Source organism: Streptomyces marincola, assembly GCF_020410765.1.
GTDB classification, from domain to species: Bacteria; Actinomycetota; Actinomycetes; order Streptomycetales; family Streptomycetaceae; genus Streptomyces; species Streptomyces marincola.
The window spans coordinates 2,941,376-2,960,420 of the sequence record NZ_CP084541.1; the positions used below are offsets into that span (position 1 = coordinate 2,941,376).

At 73.9% G+C, this 19,045-nt stretch carries 15 protein-coding genes; 6 read left to right on the top strand and 9 right to left on the bottom strand.

The window, feature by feature from the left end; genetic code table 11:
* Nucleotides 1–26 precede the first annotated feature (26 nt).
* The 6 genes from pstS (LC193_RS12505) to LC193_RS12530 form a co-directional block, all read right to left on the bottom strand.
* Nucleotides 27–1,136: a phosphate ABC transporter substrate-binding protein PstS gene (gene pstS, locus LC193_RS12505; protein ID WP_226074069.1), complete on the bottom strand. Its 1,110-nt coding sequence runs from the start codon at nt 1,134–1,136 to the stop codon at nt 27–29.
* Nucleotides 1,137–1,154: 18 nt separating this feature from the next.
* On the bottom strand, nt 1,155–1,934 hold the full coding sequence (pstB, locus tag LC193_RS12510; protein ID WP_226074070.1) for a phosphate ABC transporter ATP-binding protein PstB: 780 nt from the start codon (nt 1,932–1,934) through the stop codon (nt 1,155–1,157).
* Nucleotides 1,935–1,971: 37 nt separating this feature from the next.
* Nucleotides 1,972–3,000 (bottom strand): phosphate ABC transporter permease PstA, encoded by a 1,029-nt coding sequence (pstA, locus tag LC193_RS12515; RefSeq protein ID WP_404819533.1) that lies wholly within the window; start codon nt 2,998–3,000, stop codon nt 1,972–1,974.
* Nucleotides 3,001–3,131: 131 nt separating this feature from the next.
* Nucleotides 3,132–4,109 carry a phosphate ABC transporter permease subunit PstC gene (pstC, locus tag LC193_RS12520; protein WP_404819403.1) on the bottom strand — a complete coding sequence of 326 codons (978 nt, stop codon included), beginning with the start codon at nt 4,107–4,109 and terminating at the stop codon, nt 3,132–3,134.
* A gap of 199 nt (nt 4,110–4,308) precedes the next feature.
* Nucleotides 4,309–5,427, bottom strand: a complete 1,119-nt coding sequence (pstS, locus tag LC193_RS12525; protein ID WP_226074075.1) for a phosphate ABC transporter substrate-binding protein PstS — start codon at nt 5,425–5,427, stop codon at nt 4,309–4,311.
* A gap of 321 nt (nt 5,428–5,748) precedes the next feature.
* Entirely contained in the window at nt 5,749–6,552 is an 804-nt protein-coding gene (locus LC193_RS12530; RefSeq protein ID WP_226074077.1) for a response regulator transcription factor, read from the bottom strand.
* A 586-nt stretch (nt 6,553–7,138) separates the two neighbouring features.
* Between LC193_RS12530 and LC193_RS12535 the strand changes: the two genes are divergently transcribed.
* The gene (locus LC193_RS12535) at nt 7,139–8,296 is read left to right on the top strand and encodes a hypothetical protein (RefSeq protein ID WP_226074079.1); all 1,158 of its coding nucleotides are present in this window, start codon (nt 7,139–7,141) and stop codon (nt 8,294–8,296) included.
* Between the two features lie 126 nt (nt 8,297–8,422).
* Here LC193_RS12535 and LC193_RS12540 read toward each other — a convergent pair whose 3' ends face one another.
* Both LC193_RS12540 and LC193_RS12545 read right to left on the bottom strand, forming a co-directional pair.
* The gene (locus LC193_RS12540) at nt 8,423–8,662 is read right to left on the bottom strand and encodes a DUF397 domain-containing protein (RefSeq protein WP_226074081.1); all 240 of its coding nucleotides are present in this window, start codon (nt 8,660–8,662) and stop codon (nt 8,423–8,425) included.
* 11 nt (nt 8,663–8,673) lie between these two features.
* A complete protein-coding gene (locus LC193_RS12545; protein WP_086159955.1) occupies nt 8,674–9,528 on the bottom strand; it encodes a helix-turn-helix domain-containing protein in 855 nt (284 codons plus the stop codon).
* A gap of 253 nt (nt 9,529–9,781) precedes the next feature.
* On the opposite strand from LC193_RS12545, the gene LC193_RS12550 reads away from it, so the two are divergent.
* The 3 genes from LC193_RS12550 (at nt 9,782) to LC193_RS12560 (ending at nt 14,496) form a co-directional block, all read left to right on the top strand.
* Complete coding sequence (locus LC193_RS12550; protein WP_226074082.1) at nt 9,782–12,325, top strand: helicase-associated domain-containing protein; 2,544 nt, start codon at nt 9,782–9,784, stop codon at nt 12,323–12,325.
* 45 nt (nt 12,326–12,370) lie between these two features.
* Complete coding sequence (locus LC193_RS12555) at nt 12,371–13,273, top strand: aminoglycoside phosphotransferase family protein (RefSeq protein WP_226074083.1); 903 nt, start codon at nt 12,371–12,373, stop codon at nt 13,271–13,273.
* A 194-nt stretch (nt 13,274–13,467) separates the two neighbouring features.
* Nucleotides 13,468–14,496: an NADPH:quinone reductase gene (locus LC193_RS12560; protein WP_226074084.1), complete on the top strand. Its 1,029-nt coding sequence runs from the start codon at nt 13,468–13,470 to the stop codon at nt 14,494–14,496.
* Nucleotides 14,497–14,741: 245 nt separating this feature from the next.
* On the opposite strand, the gene LC193_RS12565 is transcribed toward LC193_RS12560, so the two are convergent.
* Nucleotides 14,742–15,131: a RidA family protein gene (locus tag LC193_RS12565; RefSeq protein ID WP_226074085.1), complete on the bottom strand. Its 390-nt coding sequence runs from the start codon at nt 15,129–15,131 to the stop codon at nt 14,742–14,744.
* Here LC193_RS12565 and LC193_RS12570 point away from each other — a divergent pair.
* Together LC193_RS12570 and LC193_RS12575 are read left to right on the top strand one after the other, a co-directional pair.
* On the top strand, nt 15,130–16,071 hold the full coding sequence (locus tag LC193_RS12570) for a LysR family transcriptional regulator (protein WP_226074086.1): 942 nt from the start codon (nt 15,130–15,132) through the stop codon (nt 16,069–16,071). The two genes, LC193_RS12565 and LC193_RS12570, sit on opposite strands and share 2 nt — an antisense overlap.
* A gap of 186 nt (nt 16,072–16,257) precedes the next feature.
* Complete coding sequence (locus tag LC193_RS12575; RefSeq protein ID WP_086159949.1) at nt 16,258–17,925, top strand: DNA repair helicase XPB; 1,668 nt, start codon at nt 16,258–16,260, stop codon at nt 17,923–17,925.
* Nucleotides 17,926–19,045: the final 1,120 nt, after the last annotated feature.

Genomic DNA, 19,045 nt, shown 5'->3' on the forward strand with positions numbered 1-19,045 from the left:
CCGACGGTCGGCCGGCCGGCTCCTCGTCAGTCGGCCTCGCCGACGCGGCCGATCTCCTCGACGACGCGGGCCTTCAGCTCCCGGCCCATCGGTGCGTAGCCGAGTTCGGCCGCGTGCCGGTCGGCGGTGGCGTCGGTGAGCGTCCAGGTCCAGAAGTCGCGCAGCAGCGCGGCCGTCGCGTCGTCGTAGCCGCACGTGTGGGCGAAGATCCAGTTGGCGCCGGTGATCGGGTAGCCGCCGCCCCCGATGTCGTCGATCGCGAACTGGAAGTCGTCCGGGATCTCCGCCTCCTCCGAGGCCGCCGTGGTCGCCTCAAGGGTCGGGGCCACCGGCGTGCCGTCCTCGTTGACGACGCGGGCCGTGGCGAGGCCCTCGGCCAGCGCGAACGACTGGTTGACGTACCCGAGGCCGCCGGGCCGCTCCCGCACGGCCGCGGCCACGCCCTCGTTGCCCTCGCCGTCCAGGGTGGCCTCGTGCCAGTCGAGGTCCGTGCCCTCCGCGTAGCGTTCGGCCCAGAACGGGACCTCGGTGGTCAGGTAGTGCGAGAACACGTACGTCGTGCCCGAGCCGTCGCCCCGGCGCACCGGCACGATCGGCTCGGCCGGCAGGTCGAGCCCGGGGTTGAGCGCGGCGACCGCCGGGTCGTCGTACCGGGTGATCCGCCCGTCGTAGATGCCGGCGATCACCTCGGCGGTGAGCACCAGGCCGTCCAGCGCGTCGTCGTTGAGCACGAGGGCCACCGCGCCGAACACGACGGGGAACTGGATGGCGGGGCAGCCGCGGACGTCGGCCGCGATGTCGAGTTCACCGGGCCGCAGCGGCCGTTCCGACGAGCCGAAGTCGACCGTTCCCGCGAGGAACTGCTCGATGCCGCCGCCCGAGCCCACCGCCCGGTAGTCGACGCGCGCGCCGGTCTCCACGTGCCCGGTGTAGTGGGCCGTCCACCGGTCGAACAGCGGCCCGGGGAACGTCGCCCCCGAGCCCTCGACGCGGCCGGACAGGGAGCCGCGGTGCACGGCGGCCCCTTGGCCGTCGCCGCCACCGCCGCCGCCACCGGCGCAGCCGGTGATCAGCAGCGTGGCCGCCGCGGTGACCGCCGCGGTGACCGCGGCGGCCACGCGGAGCCGCTTCCGCATGGCGCGTCGCCCCGTGGCTCAGCCGAAGCGGCCGGAGACGTAGCGCTCGGTGTCGCTGTTGGCCGGGTTGGTGAAGATCTTCGTGGTGTCGTCGATCTCCACCAGGCCGCCGGGCTCACCGATCGCCTTGAGGTTGAAGAAGCCCGTCGTGTCGCTGATGCGCTGCGCCTGCTGCATGTTGTGCGTCACGATCACGATCGTGTACTGCTCCTTCAGCTCCGTGATCAGGTCCTCGATGGCCTGCGTGGAGATCGGGTCGAGCGCGGAGCACGGCTCGTCCATGAGCAGCACGTCGGGCGCGACCGCGATGGCGCGCGCGATGCACAGGCGCTGCTGCTGCCCGCCGGAGAGTCCGGAACCGGGCTTGTTCAGCCGGTCCTTGACCTCTTCCCACAGGTTCGCCGAGCGCAGCGAGCGCTCGACGAGCTCGTCGAGGTCGGTGCGCTTCATGCGCTTGTTGTTCAGCTTCAGGCCGGCCGCCACGTTGTCGTAGATGGACATGGTGGGGAACGGGTTGGGCCGCTGGAACACCATGCCGATGTGGCGGCGGACGCCGACGGGGTCGACGTTCGCGCCGTACAGGTCCTGGTTGTCCATGAGGACCTTGCCCTCGACCCGCGCCTTGGGCACCAGCTCGTGCATGCGGTTCAGGGTCCGCAGGAACGTGGACTTGCCGCAGCCGGAGGGGCCGATCAGGGCGGTCACGGAGCGCGGCTCGATCGTCATCGAGACGCCCTGCACGGCGAGGAACTTGTCGTAGTAGATGTCGAGGCCCTTGACCTCGATGCGCTTGGCCACAGTGCTTCGCTTTCTTCTTCGGTCCTGGGCGCGGTCGTCAGGCGCGGGTCTTGGGGGCGAACAGCTTGGCGATCAGGCGGGCCACCAGGTTCAGCGTCATCACGATGAGGATCAGCGCGAGGGCGGCGGACCAGGCCCGGTCGAAGAACGCCTCCTGCGCGAAACCGGGCGCGGTGGAGTACTGGGTGTACGAGTAGACCGACAGCGTCGCCATCCGCTCGTCGAACGGGTTGAAGTTGTCGCCCCTGGTGATGCCGACCGTGATCAGCAGCGGCGCCGTCTCGCCGATGACGCGGGCGATGGCCAGCGTCACGCCGGTCGCGATGCCGGCGAGCGCCGTCGGCAGCACGACCTTGACGATGGTGCGCCACTTCGGGACGGCCAGCGCGTAGGACGCCTCGCGCAGCTCGTTCGGCACCAGCTTCAGCATTTCCTCGGCCGAGCGGACGACCACGGGGATCATCAGCACGCTCAGCGCCACGGACCCCATGAAGCCCATGCGGATGCCCGGCCCGTAGATCAGCTCGAACAGCGCGTAGACGAACAGGCCGGCCACGATGGACGGGATGCCCGTCATGACGTCGACGAAGAAGGTGATCCAGCGCGCCAGCCGGCCGCGGCCGTACTCGATCAGGTAGATCGCGGTCAGCAGGCCGATGGGCACGGACATCAGCGCGGCCATGCCGGTGACGATCAGCGTGCCCATGAGCGCGTGGTGCGCGCCGCCGCCCTCGTTGACGACGCCGAGCATCGAGTTGTTGAAGAAGTCCGCGTCGAAACGGGCCGCGCCCTCGGAGACCACGGTGGTGATCACCGAGACCAGCGGCAGCAGCGCGAGCAGGAACGCCGAGGTCACCACAGCCGTCACGAGCCGGTCGAACGCCTTGCGCCGGCCCTCGACCTGGCGGGACCAGCCGTAGATGACGGCGGTGTAGCCGACCGCGGCGACGATGGCGCCGAGCACGGGGCCGAACCCGCCGAGCCACACGAGGGCTCCGGCGGCGACGGCCGCGAGGAGGACGAGGGGCGCGGCACGGCGCGGCAGCGACCCGTGGGTCAGCGGCATGTCCGTGAGCAGCGCGTCGGCCTGTTCCCTGGCCCGGCCCGGGTCGTTCAGGTCACCGTTGCCGGGCCCGTTGCCGTCGCCGCCGTTGTGGTTTCCGTCGCCCTTGCCCAGGGAGGTCGTCGAGGTGGACATCAGTTGGCTCCCGAGAAGTCGCGACGCCGGTTGATCACCGCGCGGGCCCCCATGTTGACCACGAGAGTGACGGCGAAGAGGACGAGGCCCGAGGCGATCAGCGTGTTCACGGAGAGGCCGGACGCCTCGGGGAAGGAGAGGGCGATGTTCGCGGCGATCGTCGACGGGTTCTCGCTGCTGATGATGTCGAAGGAGACCGTGTCCCGGTTGGCGGAGAGCACGATGGCCACCGCCATGGTCTCGCCGAGCGCGCGGCCGAGGCCGAGCATCAGGCCGCCGACGATGCTGGAGCGGCCGAACGGCAGCACGGCCATGCGGATCATCTCCCAGCGCGTGGCGCCCAGCGCCAGCGACGCCTCCTCGTGCAGCCGCGGCGTCTGGAGGAACGCCTCGCGGATGACGGCCGTGGCGATCGGCAGGATCATCACGGCGAGCACCAGGATCGCGACGAGCATGGTGCGGCCGGTCGTCGACGCGGGGCCGTCGAAGAACGGGATGAAGCCGAGGTTCTCCTCAAGCCACCGGGTGGGCTCGACGGTGAGGTCCGCCAGGACGAACGCGCCCCACAGGCCGAAGATGATGCTGGGGACGGCGGCGAGCAGGTCGATGACGTAGCCCAGCAGCGACGCGATCCGGCGCGGCGCGAAGTGCGTGATGAACAGCGCGATCGCGATGGCCAGCGGGGTGGCGACCACCAGGGCGAAGAACGCCGAGAGCAGCGTGCCGAACAGCACCGGCCAGATGTACAGGACGATGCCGTCGCCGCCGTCGATGTCGGAGGAGTCGGCCCACAGGGCGGGCCACGCCTCGGCCACGAGGAAGGCGGCGACGCCGGCGAGGATCACGAGGATGAGCACGCCCGCCCCGACCGAGGCGCCGGAGAAGACACGGTCCCCCAGCCGTTGCGGCGCTCCCCGGGTGCGCGTGCTCGTGGTGGTGGGAGGCACTGTCTCTCCCTTTCTGCTGCTGGGACTCATGTCGGGCATGGACAAGTCGGAACGGACGGGCCGCGGGAACTCCGGGGCACCTGGCCGGGCCCGCGGCCGGAGCGGAGACCGGGCCGGGCGGCCGGCCGGGCCGAACGGAGCGGCGGAACGGGCTCCGGCGCCGAACGGCCCGGGTCCGGGCGGCCCGCCTGGTGGCAGGGGCCGCCCGGACCTGGGTGCCGGGACGGGGTCAGCCGGCGGAGATGGCGTCCACCGCAGCCTGGAACTCGGTGCGCAGCGCGTCCGACAGCGGCGCGGAGCCGGCGGCACCGGCCGCGGCCTCCTGGCCCTCGGCGCTGATCATGTAGCCCAGGTACTCGCGGACCAGCTCGGCGGTGTTCTCGTCGTCGTAGGTGGCGCAGGCCATCGCGTAGGACACCAGGACGATCGGGTAGGCGCCGCCCTCGGTGGTGTCGCGGGCCAGGTCGTAGGCGAAGTCGTACTCGCCGCGGCCCTCGACGCGCTCGGAGACCTCAAGAACGGCGGCGGCGGCCTCGGGCGAGTACGGGACGAACTCCTCGCCCACGCCCACCGCGACGGTGCCGAGGTCGCCGGCCTGGCTGGCGTCGGCGTAGCCGATGGTGCCCTCGCCGCCGGTGACGGCCTGCACGACACCGGAGGTGCCCTGCGCGGCCTCGCCACCGCTGACCGGCCAGACGTCACTGACCTCGTGCGGCCAGGCGTCGGGGGCGGTGACCGACAGGTACTCGGTGAAGTTCTCGGTGGTGCCCGAGTCGTCGGAGCGGTTGACCGGCGTGATGGCCAGGTCGGGCAGCTCGGCGTCCGGGTTGTCGGCCGCGATGGCCTCGTCGTTCCAGTTGGTGATCTCCTGGTTGAAGATCCCGGCGATGGTCTGCGGGCTCAGGTTGAGCGAGTCCACGCCCTCGACGTTGAAGATCACTGCGATCGGCGAGACGTACACCGGGATCTCGATGACCTCGCCGCAGATCTCCTGCGCGGCGGCCAGTTCGCCCTCTTCCTCGGACAGGTAGGCGTCGGTGCCGCCGAAGGCGGTGCCGCCCGCGGTGAACTGCTCGCGCCCGGCGCCGGAGCCGCTGGGGTCGTAGTTCACGGTGACGTCGGGGTGCAGCTCGTTGAACCCGGCCTGCCAGGCGGCCTGGGCGGCCTCCTGCGAGCTGGCGCCCGCACCGGAGATGGTGCCCGAGAGCGACGACTCCTCGCTGGTGCCGCCGTCGCCGCCGGAGCCGCCGCTGCCGTTGTCGTCCTCGTTGTCGCTGCTGCAAGCCGTGACCAGGGCCAGGGCGGACACCGCGGCTATCGCGGCGGACTTGGCGCGCCAGTTGCGCATGGACGTTGCTCCTTGTTCATGCCCAGCCGGGCCGGCCGGGTTGTCAATGACTTGAAGGTGTCGAGGAGAACGTAGGAGCGGCCAGCGAAGCAGTGAGGGCCAGTAGGTGAACAGAAAGGTAGAGTTAACAGAACCGGCCGTTTCACAAAAAGTGCTGGAATCGTTAAGGGATCGGCCTCCCGGGAGATACCCGGCTGCCGCCGCGTCGCGGCCGGGCGCGGGGCCGGCCGGGCGCGGCGCGGGGCGTGCGCCGGGCCGGCCGCGCCTCGCTGTCAAGCGGGCGTCACCCGGGCGTCGGCCGGGTTACGGGCGGGTGCCGGGTCAGTTCGACGGGGGCACGAGGCGGTAGCCGACGCCGCGCACGGTCTGGATGATCTCCGGGTGGTGCGGGTCGTCGCCGAGCCGTTCCCGCAGACGCCTAATGTGAACGGTGATGGTGTTGGAACGCCGCGCGCCCTCCCCCCACAGCTCCGCCCTGATCCGGTCCCGCGTGATGACCTTCTCGGCGTTGAGCATCAGCAGGTGGAGCAGCTGGAACTCCCGCAGCGGCAGCCGCGCCGTGGGCACGCCGTGCATCCGCACCTCGTAGGTGCTGGGGTCGAGGGTCAGCGGCCCGCAGACCAGCGGCTGGTCCCAGCCCCGGCTGCCGCGGTCGGCGAGACTGAGCAACTGCGCGACCTCGCGCGGCCGGTAGGGGCGCGCGACACAGGCGCTCGCGCCGGCGGCGAGCGCGGGGCCGACCTGCGCGGTGTCGTCCGGGCCGACGCCCAGGACGACGGGAATCGACAGACGCCGGCGGACCAGCCGCAGCACGGTCGCCCCGTCGATCACGGGCAGGTCGGCGGACACGAGCAGCACGTCCGGCTTGCGCAGTCCGGCCTCAAGCAGCGCGGCGGCGCCGTCGGGGCAATGCACCACCGACACCTGGTACTTGGCGAGCTGGGCGGTCAGGCCCTGCCGGATGCGCTCGTCGGCGTCCGCGAGCAGCACGACCGGGTCGGAGCCGAGCGGTATGCGGGCCTGCGCGGGCACGGGCGGGTCCACGAGGGCGCCGCCGGCCGGCTCGTCGTCCGCACCGGGCGACTGCCGTCTCGGCGGCTGCGTCGTGCTCAACCAGGCGCCCATGGCGCTCTCCCTCGCTGTCGATGTCGGCAGTGAAGAACGCTGTGCGGTCTTCAGACCCGGTCCGCGGCGGTGCGCGCCACTTCGGACCGTGGTGGAAGTCGTCAGGCCACTCGCCATGGTCCGGGTCCCGGGGGTGCGTGATGTCCGTGTCCGGCAAGGACTTCACCATGTAACGAGCTGTGGGTAGCGGGTTGTACGGCCTTCGGTGAACCTGCGATGAACAACGGCGTTCCCTCAGGTTCCGCCGGTACGCCCCCACCGGAACCGTGTTCGCCCGTCGCCGCGCCGATCCGGATCGCGCCGTGCCGCGGGGCGGCGACCGGCGCCGTTTTCCGCCGCAACGCCCCCTGATGCCCCGGCCGTTTGCCGCCGCGGCGCCCGGGCCGTTCCGCGTCGGCGCGCCCGCGTCGTTCCGTATCCGCGCGTCCGGGCCGTTCCGTATCGGCGCTCCCCGGCCGTTCCGCACGCCCCTCGTCGTTCCACCTCGGCGCCGACCCGGCCGTTCCGTATCGGCGCCGACCCGGGTGCGCCCCGGGGGCACGGGCTCTAGGCTGGGTGCCGGTCGGCTCGACGCAGGGGCAGTGGCGTGGGAATCGAAGGCGAACGACTCGTACTTGACTACCTGAGCCGGGTCGGAGACCTGGCGCACGGGACACAGATGTCGGCCCAGCAGCGGGCGACGCTGGTGAACGGGCTGCGGGACGAGATCGGCAGGCAGCGTGCCGCCGCCGGTGGCGCGGAGAGCGGCGCGCAGGTGAAGCGGATCCTGGGCCGGATGGGCCGGCCGGAAGAGGTCGTGGCCGCCGCGGCGGAACGTGACGGCGCGCCGGCCGCGGCACCGCCGCCCGTGCCCGAGCCGCGGCCGTCCGGCGGCGTGCGCGCGCCCGCGCGCACGCCCCGGCGGGCGCGTTCCGAGCAGCCGCCGGCGCGGGAGGCGGAGTCGGCGCGCCCGGCGCCCGGCCCGTCGGCCGCGGAACGCGCGCCCGCCGCGCCGCGCCCGCCCGACGGCGCCGCGGACCGGCAGGGCCCCGGGGTGCCGCTCGGCGGCGAGGGGCCGGGCGGCGGGCTCGGCCCCGGCGGCGGTGGATTCGGTGGCACGCCAACTGGCGGCCTCGCAGGCGGCGGTGGCCTCGGCGGCGGGCTGCTCGACAAGGAGTCTGACGGGCCATCGGAACGTCAGGAGCCGTGGCCGGACGGCCAGATCGGCCGGTTCTTCGGCGGCATCGAGATCCCCGAGATGCTGCGGGCCCCGGCCGCGCCGCCCGACGCGGACCCCGGGGACGCGCTCGATCCCGAGGCCGCCGCCGAGGCCGAGAAGGCGGTGCGCGAAGCCGTGCCCGACCCCGCGGTGCCGCGCCGGCGCCGGTGGGCCCGGGCCGCGCTCACCGGCCGGCGCGTGGGCGGCCCGGTCGAGTACCTGGCCGCGCTGCTGCTCGTGGCGGGCACCGTGGCCGGCGAGATCGTGGTGCTCGGCCTCGGCTGGCTGGCCGCCTACTGGTCGCCCCGGCTGAGCCGCAGGCTCGCGCAGTGGGCCACGTTCGGCATGCCTGCCGTGGTCGTCGGCGGTTATCTGCTGTGGCTGTTCGGCCGCTCCGCCGGGTACTGGGGCGGGCCGCTCGCGGACGGGGACATGGAGGCCGCGTTCGCTGACCACTGGCCGTGGCTGCTGCGCGGCGCCGCTCTGGCCAGCGCGGCGTTCCTGCTCTATCGCGCGCGCCGTCCGCGCCCGGCGGCCGAGGGCTGAGCGGGGCGCGTGGCGAGCCGCCGCGCGCCGAGACGGTCTGACGGGGCCGGGGCGCGAGGACCCGGACGGGTGCCGGGCGCGAGGACCCGGACGGCGAAGCGGCGTTCACCGGCTCCGCCGTCCCGTTCACCCGGCCCGGCCTGGCCCCGGGGCCAGCCGGTCGAACCGCCCGGCCTTCACCTCCCGCAGCAGCGCGGCCAGGCGGGCACCGCTCGTGGTCAGCACGGCGCACGGCGCGTCGGACTCCCGCAGCAGCAGCCCGCCGCCGCGGCCGGCCGCTCTGCCCAGTTCCAGGCAGTTGTCCCCGGTGCCGCCGGAGAAGGAGGAGCGCTGCCAGCGCGTGCCGGCGACGGTCGGGGTCCGCATCGTCCGACTCCTCACAGTTCCCGCGCGATGTGGTGGATGAGCTGCCGGGACTCGTCGGCGTCCAGGGACACCTTGCGGGCCCGCGCGAAGAACGCGCGGTAGGCCAGCACGTCGGCCTCCGCGTCCAGGAATCCGCCGCCGAACGGGGTGTCGATCTGTATGGTGTCCAGCTGCGGTACGACGCCGGTGGCGTACAGGACGGGCTGGACGGCCTCGAAGAAGTCCTCGTTCGTGAAGGGCACCACGCGGACCGTGATCGCGGGCCGTTCCGAGGCGGCCATCAGGTATTCGAGCTGCCGCCGTACGACGGCGCGACCGCCGAACCGCATCCGCAGGGCGGCCTCGTGGATGAAGACGTCGAACGGCGGCGGGTTCTCGCGTTCGAGCACGACCTTGCGCCGCATGCGGAACTCGGTGCGGGTCTCGACCTCCTCGGGCGGCAGCTCGATGACGTTGCCGCGGAACAGGGCGCGGGCGTAGTCCGCGATCTGGAGCAGACCCGGCACGGTCACGGTCTGCATGATCTGCATGCCGACGAGGTGGTGCTCCAGCTCGGCGACGTTCAGCGGGCCAGGGGCAACAATGCCACGGTACTCGTCCCACCAGAACTGGCCGCGGTGCTCGCGCGCGATGGCGCACAGGGAGTCGAGCAGCGCCTGATCGGAACAGGAGTAGAAGGTTGCCAGCTTCCGGATGCGCTCCTCGCTGACGCCGATGCGGCCGGACTCTATGTGGCTGATCTTGCCCTGGTCGGTCCCCAGCATGCCGGCGGCTTCCCGGGCCGTCCGGCCGGCCCGCTCCCGCAGCTTCCTCAACTCCGCACCCAGGCGCGCCTGTCGAGCGGTCGGATTCTCCCTCGGCGGCATCGTGTCTCCCGGTCCTTCCGTTGGCTGCCTGACGAGTCTGCCGCCCCCTCACCCCTTGAGTCCACTCGCCTACGCGTTCAACTGATCGCACATATGCCACGGTGCAACGATGCCCCTGAACGTGTTCCCCCCGCAGGAGATGGGGACCGGAGGCGCGGGCCGCGCTTCGGGCGCCGACGACGCGAGCCGGTGTCCGCCGGCATCCCGTGGCGTCCCGTGCGTGGCGCGCCCTCCTGCCGCTACCGTTGGTCGGATGACCGCCACCAGCCCCCGTACCCTCGCCGACGAGCTGCGCTCCCGCTCCGACGCGGAGCTGGCCGGGCTGCTGCGCGCCCGGGCCGACCTGCTCTCGCCGCTGCCCGGTGACCTCTCGCAGCTGGCCACGCGCGCGGGCGCCCGTGCCTCGGTGCTGCGCGCGCTCGACCGGCTCGACACCTTCGCCCTCCAGACCGCGGAGGCGCTGGCCATCGCCCCGCAGCCCTGCCCGTACCCCGTTCTGGCCGCACTGTTGCCGGGCGGGGAGAAGCAATTGCCCGGCGCACTCGCCGCGCTGCGCGCCCGCGCACTGCTCTGGGGCAGGCCCGAGGCCCTGCGCCTGGTCCGCACGGCCCAGGAACTGCTCGCGCCGACCGCCGCCCGGCCCAGCGGCACCGGCCTCGGCCCCGCCCTCGCGGAGACCGCGGCCGGCATCTCGCCCAGCCGCATGCAGGACCTGCTGGCCGGCACCGGGCTGCCGCCGACGCACGACCCGGTGAGCGCCCTGACGGCTCTCACCGACCTGTTCACCGACCCGGAGCGGCTGACGGCCCTGCTGGCCGAGGCCCCGGACCCCGCACTCGCGGTGCTGGAGCGGCTGGCCTGGGGCCCGCCCTACGGCGAGGTCTCCGCACGGCCGGGGCCGCACCTGCGCTGGCTGATCGACCGCGCCCTGCTGATGCCGACCGCGCCGGGCACGGTCGTGCTGCCCCGCGAGGTCGCCCTGTACCTGCGCGGCGGCCGGGCGCACCGGGAGCTGCGCCCCGACCCGCCCGAGCTGCTGCCGCGCGCGACGTTCGAACCGGACGCCGTGGACGCCGCGGCGGCCGGCGCGGCCGGCGCCGCGCTCGTGCTGGTCGAGGAACTGCTGACCGCGTGGGAGCACCAAGCGCCCCCTGTGCTCCGGGCCGGCGGCCTCGGCGCCCGCGACCTCAAACGTCTCGCCGTCGCCCTCGACACCTCGGAACCCGACGCCGCCTTCTGGCTCGAACTCGTCTTCGGCGCCGGGCTGCTCGCCTCGGACGGGGCGGCGGACGAACGGTTCGCGCCCACCCCCGCGTACGACACCTGGTGCCGCCGGCCGCCCGAGGAACGCTGGCTGCACCTGGTCACCGCGTGGCTCGCCGGCACCCGCGTGCCGGGGCTCGTCGGCACCCGCGACGGCAAGGGCAGGCTGCTCACCGCGCTCGGGCCCGGCCTCGACCGCGGCCCCGCGGCCGAGCTGCGGCTGGCCACGCTGCGGCTGCTCGCGGACGTTCCGCCCGGCCACGCCCCGGATCCCGCCGCCGTGCGACGGCGCATCGACTGGGAGCTGCCGCGCCGACTGGCCGACGAGACGCGCGGGGAGCTGTGCGCGGCGGCGCTCGCCGAGGCGGAGCTGCTGGGCGTGACCGGGCGGGGCGCCCTCGCCTCGTTCACGCGCCCGCTGCTGCCCCACGCGCCGGAGGGCGCCACCCCGCCGTGCGTCGGCGCCGGGAGCGCGAACGGCACCAGGGGCGGGGAGGAGGCCGGGAACGGCCGCGGCGGTGAGCCCGGTGACGGTGCCGGGGCCGATGTCGGGGCCGATGCCGGGCACGTGCTCGGCGACCTCCCCGGCCGGGCGGAACGGGAGGCCGCCGCGGCGCTCCTCGCCGCCCACCTCCCGGCGCCCGTCGACCACGTGCTGGTGCAGGCCGACCTGACGGCCGTGGCCCCCGGCCCGCTGGACCGCGAGCTGCGGCAGGCGATGGCCCTGGCCGCCGACGTGGAGTCCAAGGGGGTGGCCACCGTCTACCGGTTCACACCCGCCTCGGTGCGCCGCGCGCTGGACGCGGGCTGGACGGCCGAGGAACTGCACGCGTTCGTCGCCTCGCGGTCCGCGACCCCCGTGCCCCAGCCTCTCACCTACCTGATCGACGACGTGGCCAGGCGGCACGGCCGGCTGCGGGTCGGCGCCGCGGGCAGCTACGTGCGGTGCGAGGACGAGTCGCTGCTCACCCAGCTGCTCGCCGACCGCCGCGCCGAGGGGCTGCGGCTGACCCGGCTCGCCCCGACCGTGGTGGTCTCGGCGGCGCCGCCCGACGCCCTGCTCGCCGGGCTGCGCGACCTCGGGTTCGCGCCCGCCGCGGAGACGGCGGAGGGCGCGGTGGTCGCCCTGCGCGCGCAACCGAGGCGCACGCCCCCTCGCTCGGCTCCCGAGCCCGCGCCCGACACCCCGCCGCGTGCCGACGACGCGCTTCTCGCCGCCGCCGTGCGCGCCATCCGCGCCGGCGACCACGCCGCGACGGGCGCCGCACGCGCACCAGCCGCCGCACGCGTGCCGGAGGCCACGGGCCCGCCGCCGCGCACGCCGGCGGACGCGACGTTGCGGACGTTGCGCGCGGCGGCGCGTTCCGGCGGTCTTGTCAGGATCGGCTACGTGGGCGCGGACGGCCTCGCGGCCCACCGCGTCGTGTCGCCGGTGCGGGTGGAGGGGGGCTTCGTCACCGCGTTCGACCACACCGCGGACGAGGTGCGCACCTACCCCCTGCACCGCATCACCGGCAGCGCGGACACCGGCTGACCCGTCCGGGGGCCCGGTCGCTACGCTGCCGGGAGGAGGCGCGACATGATCACCGTTCCCGCCGGACTGGCCGCGTACCAGGCGCGGTTCAACGGCGAAGCCGGACGTGCCTGGACCGAGGCCCTGCCCGGACTCGCCGCCCGTGTGCTCGACCAGTGGCGGTTGCGCCCCACCGGCCCGGGGCGGCACGGCATGGTGGCCCTGGTGCTGCCGGTCGAGCGCGAGGACGGCACCCCGGCAGCCCTGAAGATCCGCCCGCGCACCGAGGAGAACGCGGGCGAGGCGCCCGCCCTGCGCGCCTGGAACGGCGCCGGCGCGGTGCGCCTGCTGGCCCACGACGAGGACACCGGCTCGCTGCTGCTCGAAGCCCTCGATCCCGCGCGCAGCCTCGACGACGTGCCCGACGCCCGCGCCGCCTGCGGGCTGCTGGCCGGGCTCCTCGCCCGCCTGACGGCCGTGCCGCCGCCGCCCGGCGTCCGGCACCTGCGGGACGTGGCCGGCGCGATGGTCGCCCAGGCCCCGGAACTGCTGCCGCGCCTGCCCCGCGACGACGACCGCAGGCTGCTGGCCGACTGCGCCGCCGCGACGCGCGAGCTGCTGCCGGAGCCGGGCGAGTCGTTGCTGCACTGGGACCTGCACTACGAGAACGTCCTGGCCCCCGCGCCCGGCGGCGAACGCGGCGAACCGTGGCTCGCGATCGACCCCGAGCCGCTGGTCGGCGACCCCGGATTCGATCTGCTGCCCGCGCTCGACAACCGGTTCGACCCGGCCGAGATCCTGCCGCGCTTCGACCTCATGACCGAGGTGCTGTCCCTGGACCGGGACCGCGCCAAGGGCTGGTCGCTGGCCCGGGTGCTCCAGAACTGCCTGTGGGACATCGAGGACGGCGAACCCGCGCTGTCGCCCGTGCAGACCACCATCGCCAGGACGCTGCTCGCCCACCGCTGAGCGCTTCCGCTCCCCCTGGGCCGAGACGGCGGCGGGCCGCGGCGCTGGGCCGGGGCGCTGGGCCGAGCCGATGCCGGGCCGCGGTGCTGGGCCGAGCCGATGCCGAGCCGATGCCGGGCCGCGGTGCTGGGCCGAACGCGGTAACCGGGCGCGCGGGCGGAACAACATACCGGCACGGCAGGTTCGCACCCGGTATGAGAGCCATCGTTTACCACCAGGGCGGCCCGTCCGACGTTCTCCACCTGGTCGAGCGCGAACCGCGCCGGCCGGACGCCGGCGAGGTCCGGGTCCGCGTCGTGACCTCGGGCGTGAACCCCACCGACTGGAAGCAGCGTGAGAACGGGCCGTCCGGCGGCACCGGCGAGGAAACGGTCCCCCACCTCGACGCCGGGGGCATCGTCGACGCGGTCGGCCCCGGCGTCGAGCACCTGCGGGTGGGCGACCGGGTCTGGACGTTCATGGCCTCCGCCTACCGGCCCGGCTCAGGAACGGCCCAGGAGTTCACGACGCTGTCCACCGACCGGGTGGCGCCGCTCCCGGACGGCATCGACTTCGACACGGCCGCCGCCATCGGCGTTCCCGCCCTCACCGCGCACCGCGCGCTCACCGTTCACGAGGACGGACCGCGGCGGTTGGCCCCCGGGGCGCTCGCGGGCCGGACCGTGCTGGTCTCCGGCGGTGCGGGCGCCGTGGGGCATGCGGCGATCCAGCTCGCGCGATGGGCGGGGGCCGAGGTCATCACGACCGTCAGCGGGGACGCCAAGGCGGCGCTCGCGACCGCGGCGGGCGCGTCGCACGTGCTGAAGTACACCGACCCGGACACGGCCGGCGCGATCCGGAAGATCGCCCCGAACGGCGTCGACATCGTGGTCGAGGTCGCCGCGAACGCCAACGCCGCCCTCGACGCCGAAGTGATCGCCGACCGGGGAACCATCGCCGTCTACGGCAACGACCGGGGCGATGACGCGGTGCGCCTGGAGTTCGGCCCGTACCTGTTCCGCAACGTGCGCTACCAGTTCCTCGTCCTGTACACGGTGGGCGAGCAGACCCTGCGGGCCGGCGCCGAGGATGTGGCGGCGGCGCTGCGGGACGGCGCGCTGCCCGTCGGCGAGGAGGCGGGGCTTCCGCTGCACCGCTATCCGCTTGAGGAGACGGGGCGCGCCCACGACGCGGTGGAGGCGGGGGCGGTCGGGAAGGTCCTGGTCGAGGTGACCGCCCCCTGACGCGCGGCCTCTTCCGCACGTGGGCCCGGCGTCCCGGCGCCGGGCCCACGTGCGCGGCGCGAACGCGGCCGGGCCGATGGCTCCGCGGCGCGACAACCGCCGACGACGGTCGCGGGACAACCGTCCGGCGGCGGTCACGGGACAACCGTCCGGCGGCGGTCACGGCTGCCGCGGAGGCACGGCCGCACCGCGACCTGCCGCCGTGTGCCCGCCCGGCACGGCCGGCTGTGCCGGGCGGGCTGCTCTCACGCGGCCGGTCGCCGCGCGCAGACCTCTATCTCGATCTTCATCCGGGGGTCGGCGAGGCCGCACTCGATCATCGTGGCGGCGGGCTTGATCTGCCCGAAGCAACCGCGCAGCAGGGGCCAGCACGGCTCGAAGTCGTCACGGTCCGGCAGCATGTACCGCACCCGCACCACGTCGGCGAACGAGGCGCCGGCCTCCGCAAGCGCGGCACCGATGGTGCGCAGACACTGCTCGGCCTGCTCCACCACATCGTCCGAGATCGTCATCGTGGCGTAGTCGAACCCGGTCGTACCGGACACGTGCACCCAGTCGCCGTCGACCACGGCACGGGCATAGCCGATCTGCTCCTCATACGTCGAGCCGCTGAGGACCGCGCGTCGTTCCGTCATGCCGGAAACGCTAAGTGACCAGCGGAGATACGTCCAGGAAAACCCCGAGGTGCCGCTGTCGCAGCTGCACGCGTTCGCCGTACTCGCCGAGGAACTGCACTTCGGCCGCGCCGCCGCCCGGCTCGGCGTCGCGCAACCGCCGCTGAGCCAGCAGATCCGCCGCCTGGAGGAAAAGGTCGGGCACCCGCTGTTCACCCGGGGTCCCGGCCGCGTCGAGCTGGCACCGGCCGGCCGCGAGCTCCTGCCCGCGGCCCGCGCCGCCCTGACCGGTCTCGCGGACGGCCTGAGCGCCGCACGAGCCGCGGGAAGCGGCCGGACGGGGCGCCTGCGGATCGGATTCGCCGCGTCCCTCGCGCTGACCGTGCTGCCCGGCCTGCTCGGCAGGTTCCGCGAGCGGTACCCCGACGTGCGGCTCGACGTGCGGGAGATGACCTCGGCGCCGCAGCTCACCGCCCTGCGCGAGCGCGACATCGACGTGGGCCTCCTGCGCGAACAGCCCGCGGACCGGGCAGGGCTCCGGTTTGCGACCGTGCTCACCGAGCCCTTCGTCGCGGTGCTGCCGGCCTGCCACCCGCTGGCCGCGCGCCGGTCCGTTCCGCTCGGGCTGCTGGCGGATTCCCCGTTCGTGTTGCTGCCCCGTGCCGTGGGCCCCGAACTGCACGACCGGATCACCGGCCTGTGCGCCGAAGCGGGATTCACACCGCGCGTGGCGCAGCACGCGGTCGAGTGGCCGACCGTGTGCGCCATGGTCGCGGCCGGCATGGGTGTGTCGCTCGCCCCCGCGTGCATCCGGCGCATGCGGTGCGAAGGCGTCGTGTTCCGCCGCGTCGAACCCGCCTCCGCCCGCACGACCGTCGCCATGGCCTGGCGCGGTGACGAGTCCACCCCGCTGGTCGGCAACTTCCTCGCTGTCGTCGGCGGCGCGGCTGCGCCCCACTGACGGCCCGCGCCGCTCCCGGAAAGACGGCACGCGCCGCTCCCCGGAAGGCGCGGGCTACCGCCCGAGAGCACCTGGCGAGCGACCGACCGCGAGCACCTGGCGAGCGGATGCCCGGCGGATTGCCGGGTCGATCCGGCAGACTGGAGGCTTGGCCAGTTCCCGCCAGGCCGGAGGAGAGACACGAGCGTGACAGGCCCCCTCATCGTGCAGAGCGACAAGACGCTGCTGCTTGAAGTCGATCACGAACAGGCCGAGGCGTGCCGACGCGCCATCGCGCCGTTCGCCGAGTTGGAGCGTGCCCCCGAGCACATCCACACCTACCGGGTGACCCCGCTCGGCCTGTGGAACGCGCGGGCCGCCGGGCACGACGCCGAGCAGGTCGTCGACGCCCTGGTGACGCACTCGCGCTACCCCGTGCCTCAGGCGCTGCTGGTCGACGTGGCCGAAACGATGGCCAGGTACGGGCGTCTCTCGCTGGTCAAGCACCCCGCGCACGGCCTGGTGCTCCAGACCACCGACCGGCCCGTGCTCGAAGAAGTGCTTCGCTCCAAACGCATCCAGCCGCTGGTCGGTGCCCGTGTCGATCCGGACACCGTGGTCGTCCACCCCTCCGAGCGCGGCCAGATCAAGCAGGCCCTGCTGAAGCTCGGCTGGCCGGCGGAGGACCTGGCGGGGTACGTCGACGGCGAGGCCCACCCGATCGAGCTGCTTCAGGACGGCTGGCAGCTGCGCCCCTACCAGGAGCAGGCCGTGTCCGGTTTCTGGCACGGCGGCTCGGGCGTCGTCGTGCTGCCGTGCGGCGCGGGCAAGACGCTCGTCGGCGCGGGGGCGATGGCGCAGGCGCGTTCCACCACGCTGATCCTCGTCACCAACACGGTCTCGGCTCGCCAGTGGAAGTCCGAGCTGATGCGCAGGACGTCGCTGTCGGAGCACGAGATCGGCGAGTACAGCGGCACCCGCAAGGAGATCCGGCCGGTCACCATCGCTACTTACCAGGTGCTGACGACGCGGCGCAAGGGCGTGTATCCGCACCTGGAGCTGTTCGACTCGCGCGACTGGGGGCTGATCATCTACGACGAGGTCCATCTGCTGCCGGCTCCGGTGTTCAAGTTCACCGCCGATCTCCAGGCCCGCCGCCGCCTCGGACTGACCGCCACACTGGTGCGCGAGGACGGCCGCGAGTCCGATGTGTTCTCGCTGATCGGGCCCAAGCGGTTCGACGCGCCGTGGAAGGAGATCGAGGCACAGGGCTGGATCGCGCCGGCCGACTGCGTGGAGGTCCGCGTCGACCTGACCGACTCGGAACGGCTCGCCTACGCCATGGCGGAGCCTGAGGAGCGCTACCGGTTCTGCGCCACGACCGACTCCAAGCGCCGCGTCACCGAGACTCTCGTGCGCCGGCACGCCGGGGAGCAGACCCTCGTCATCGGCCAGTACATCGACCAGCTCGACGAGCTGGGCGAACAGCTCTCCGCGCCCGTCATCAAGGGGGACACGAGCAACGCCCAGCGTGAGAAGCTGTTCGACGCGTTCCGGGCCGGTGAGCTGTCGGTCCTCGTGGTGTCGAAAGTGGCGAACTTCTCGATCGACCTCCCGGAGGCGACCGTCGCCATCCAGGTGTCGGGCACGTTCGGCTCACGCCAGGAGGAGGCCCAGCGCCTCGGCCGGGTGCTGCGTCCGAAGGCGGACGGGCACGAGGCGCGCTTCTATTCGGTCGTCGCGCGCGACACGGTCGACCAGGAGTTCGCCGCGCACCGGCAGCGGTTCCTCGCCGAACAGGGCTACGCCTACCGGATCATGGACGCGGGCGACGTGTTCGCGGCGGGTGACGAGGAGGAGTTGGGCGGTGTCTGAGCCGGCGGTTCGTCCGGCACGCGGCCGAGGACGGCCACCTCGAACGCCGTCCCCGCCACGATCCGCACGGCCCGCACGACGCGGGCCGCGGCACTGAGCAGTCCCGGCGCGCGGACCAGGGCGGAAGGAGCGTCGGCGGCAGGGTGAACAGTTGCGGTACTCATGCCTCAACCTTGCCGCCGCCCGCCCCCGACGGGCATCGCCCGCCGGTCGGAACGCCGCCCGGCCCATGGTCATCCCCGCGGCCGACTCACCCTTACGGGCCGGGCAGGGAGGGCTTCAGGGTCCGCTCCCCACGTCCCCTACCGTCCGTGCGCCGGGTCCCGGCCTCGCGGCGGCGGGCGCCCGCTCGGCCGGGTCCGTCCGCATGGGTCTCCAACATGGGTCCGTCCGCGTGGGGTCGCCCACGAGAGGTGCCCGAGTCGTGCGGGGGCGCGGGGCGGCCCGCGGCCTTGCGCGGGGGCGACCGCGCCACGTGGCGATCGTGACCGCCGCCGACGGCGGCCCGCCGCACGGGCCCGCTCCCGCCGCCCCGTACGGCCGAGAGACCCCACCGCGCGCGCCCCGCACCCGCGCGCCCCTCACCACCCCCACACGCCGTTCACTCTCCGTAACCATTCCCCTAGTGTCATACCCACCGGGCCCGCAAGGGGAGCCAAAGGCCCGAACACCCCAAAAACAGAAAGGAAGCCCATGACCACCGACGAGTGAGCACGACAACGAGCGGCTACCGCAGGCAACCGGTCGGCTGGGAGGACCAGTTGCCCTCCACCCGCTCACGGGCCACGGCGACACAACACCGGAACGCATCGACCTCCCACGGGCGGCACCCGCCCGGACGCGCCCCCCGAACTCGCCGGTCCCGTCTTCTCCTCCGAACGGGGACAGTCCCTCCCGGCCACGGCGCCCACTGGCCGACGGCGACCAGCTCCCCGGCAACCGGACCCGAAACCACCACCCGGAAGCGGTACGTGGTGCGAAGGACCGGCTGTGCAACACGTGACGGCAACGGCACGCACAACAAGCCCGCCGGTCGCGAGACGCCACCCCGACAATCCAGGGCGCGTCCCCACCTCGCGACCGGCAGGCCCACCCACCCCACCACCAGCCACCGACACAC

Coding starts and splice junctions, on each gene's coding strand:
- pstS (WP_226074069.1), bottom strand. CDS start 1,136: ATGCGGAAGCGGCTCCGCGTGGCCGCCGCGGTCACCGCGGCGGTCACC.
- pstA (WP_404819533.1), bottom strand. CDS start 3,000: ATGCCGCTGACCCACGGGTCGCTGCCGCGCCGTGCCGCGCCCCTCGTC.
- pstC (WP_404819403.1), bottom strand. CDS start 4,109: ATGAGTCCCAGCAGCAGAAAGGGAGAGACAGTGCCTCCCACCACCACG.
- pstS (WP_226074075.1), bottom strand. CDS start 5,427: ATGCGCAACTGGCGCGCCAAGTCCGCCGCGATAGCCGCGGTGTCCGCC.
- LC193_RS12530 (WP_226074077.1), bottom strand. CDS start 6,552: ATGGGCGCCTGGTTGAGCACGACGCAGCCGCCGAGACGGCAGTCGCCC.
- LC193_RS12540 (WP_226074081.1), bottom strand. CDS start 8,662: ATGCGGACCCCGACCGTCGCCGGCACGCGCTGGCAGCGCTCCTCCTTC.
- LC193_RS12545 (WP_086159955.1), bottom strand. CDS start 9,528: ATGCCGCCGAGGGAGAATCCGACCGCTCGACAGGCGCGCCTGGGTGCG.
- LC193_RS12550 (WP_226074082.1), top strand. CDS start 9,782: ATGACCGCCACCAGCCCCCGTACCCTCGCCGACGAGCTGCGCTCCCGC.
- LC193_RS12555 (WP_226074083.1), top strand. CDS start 12,371: ATGATCACCGTTCCCGCCGGACTGGCCGCGTACCAGGCGCGGTTCAAC.
- LC193_RS12560 (WP_226074084.1), top strand. CDS start 13,468: ATGAGAGCCATCGTTTACCACCAGGGCGGCCCGTCCGACGTTCTCCAC.
- LC193_RS12570 (WP_226074086.1), top strand. CDS start 15,130: ATGCCGGAAACGCTAAGTGACCAGCGGAGATACGTCCAGGAAAACCCC.
- LC193_RS12565 (WP_226074085.1), bottom strand. CDS start 15,131: ATGACGGAACGACGCGCGGTCCTCAGCGGCTCGACGTATGAGGAGCAG.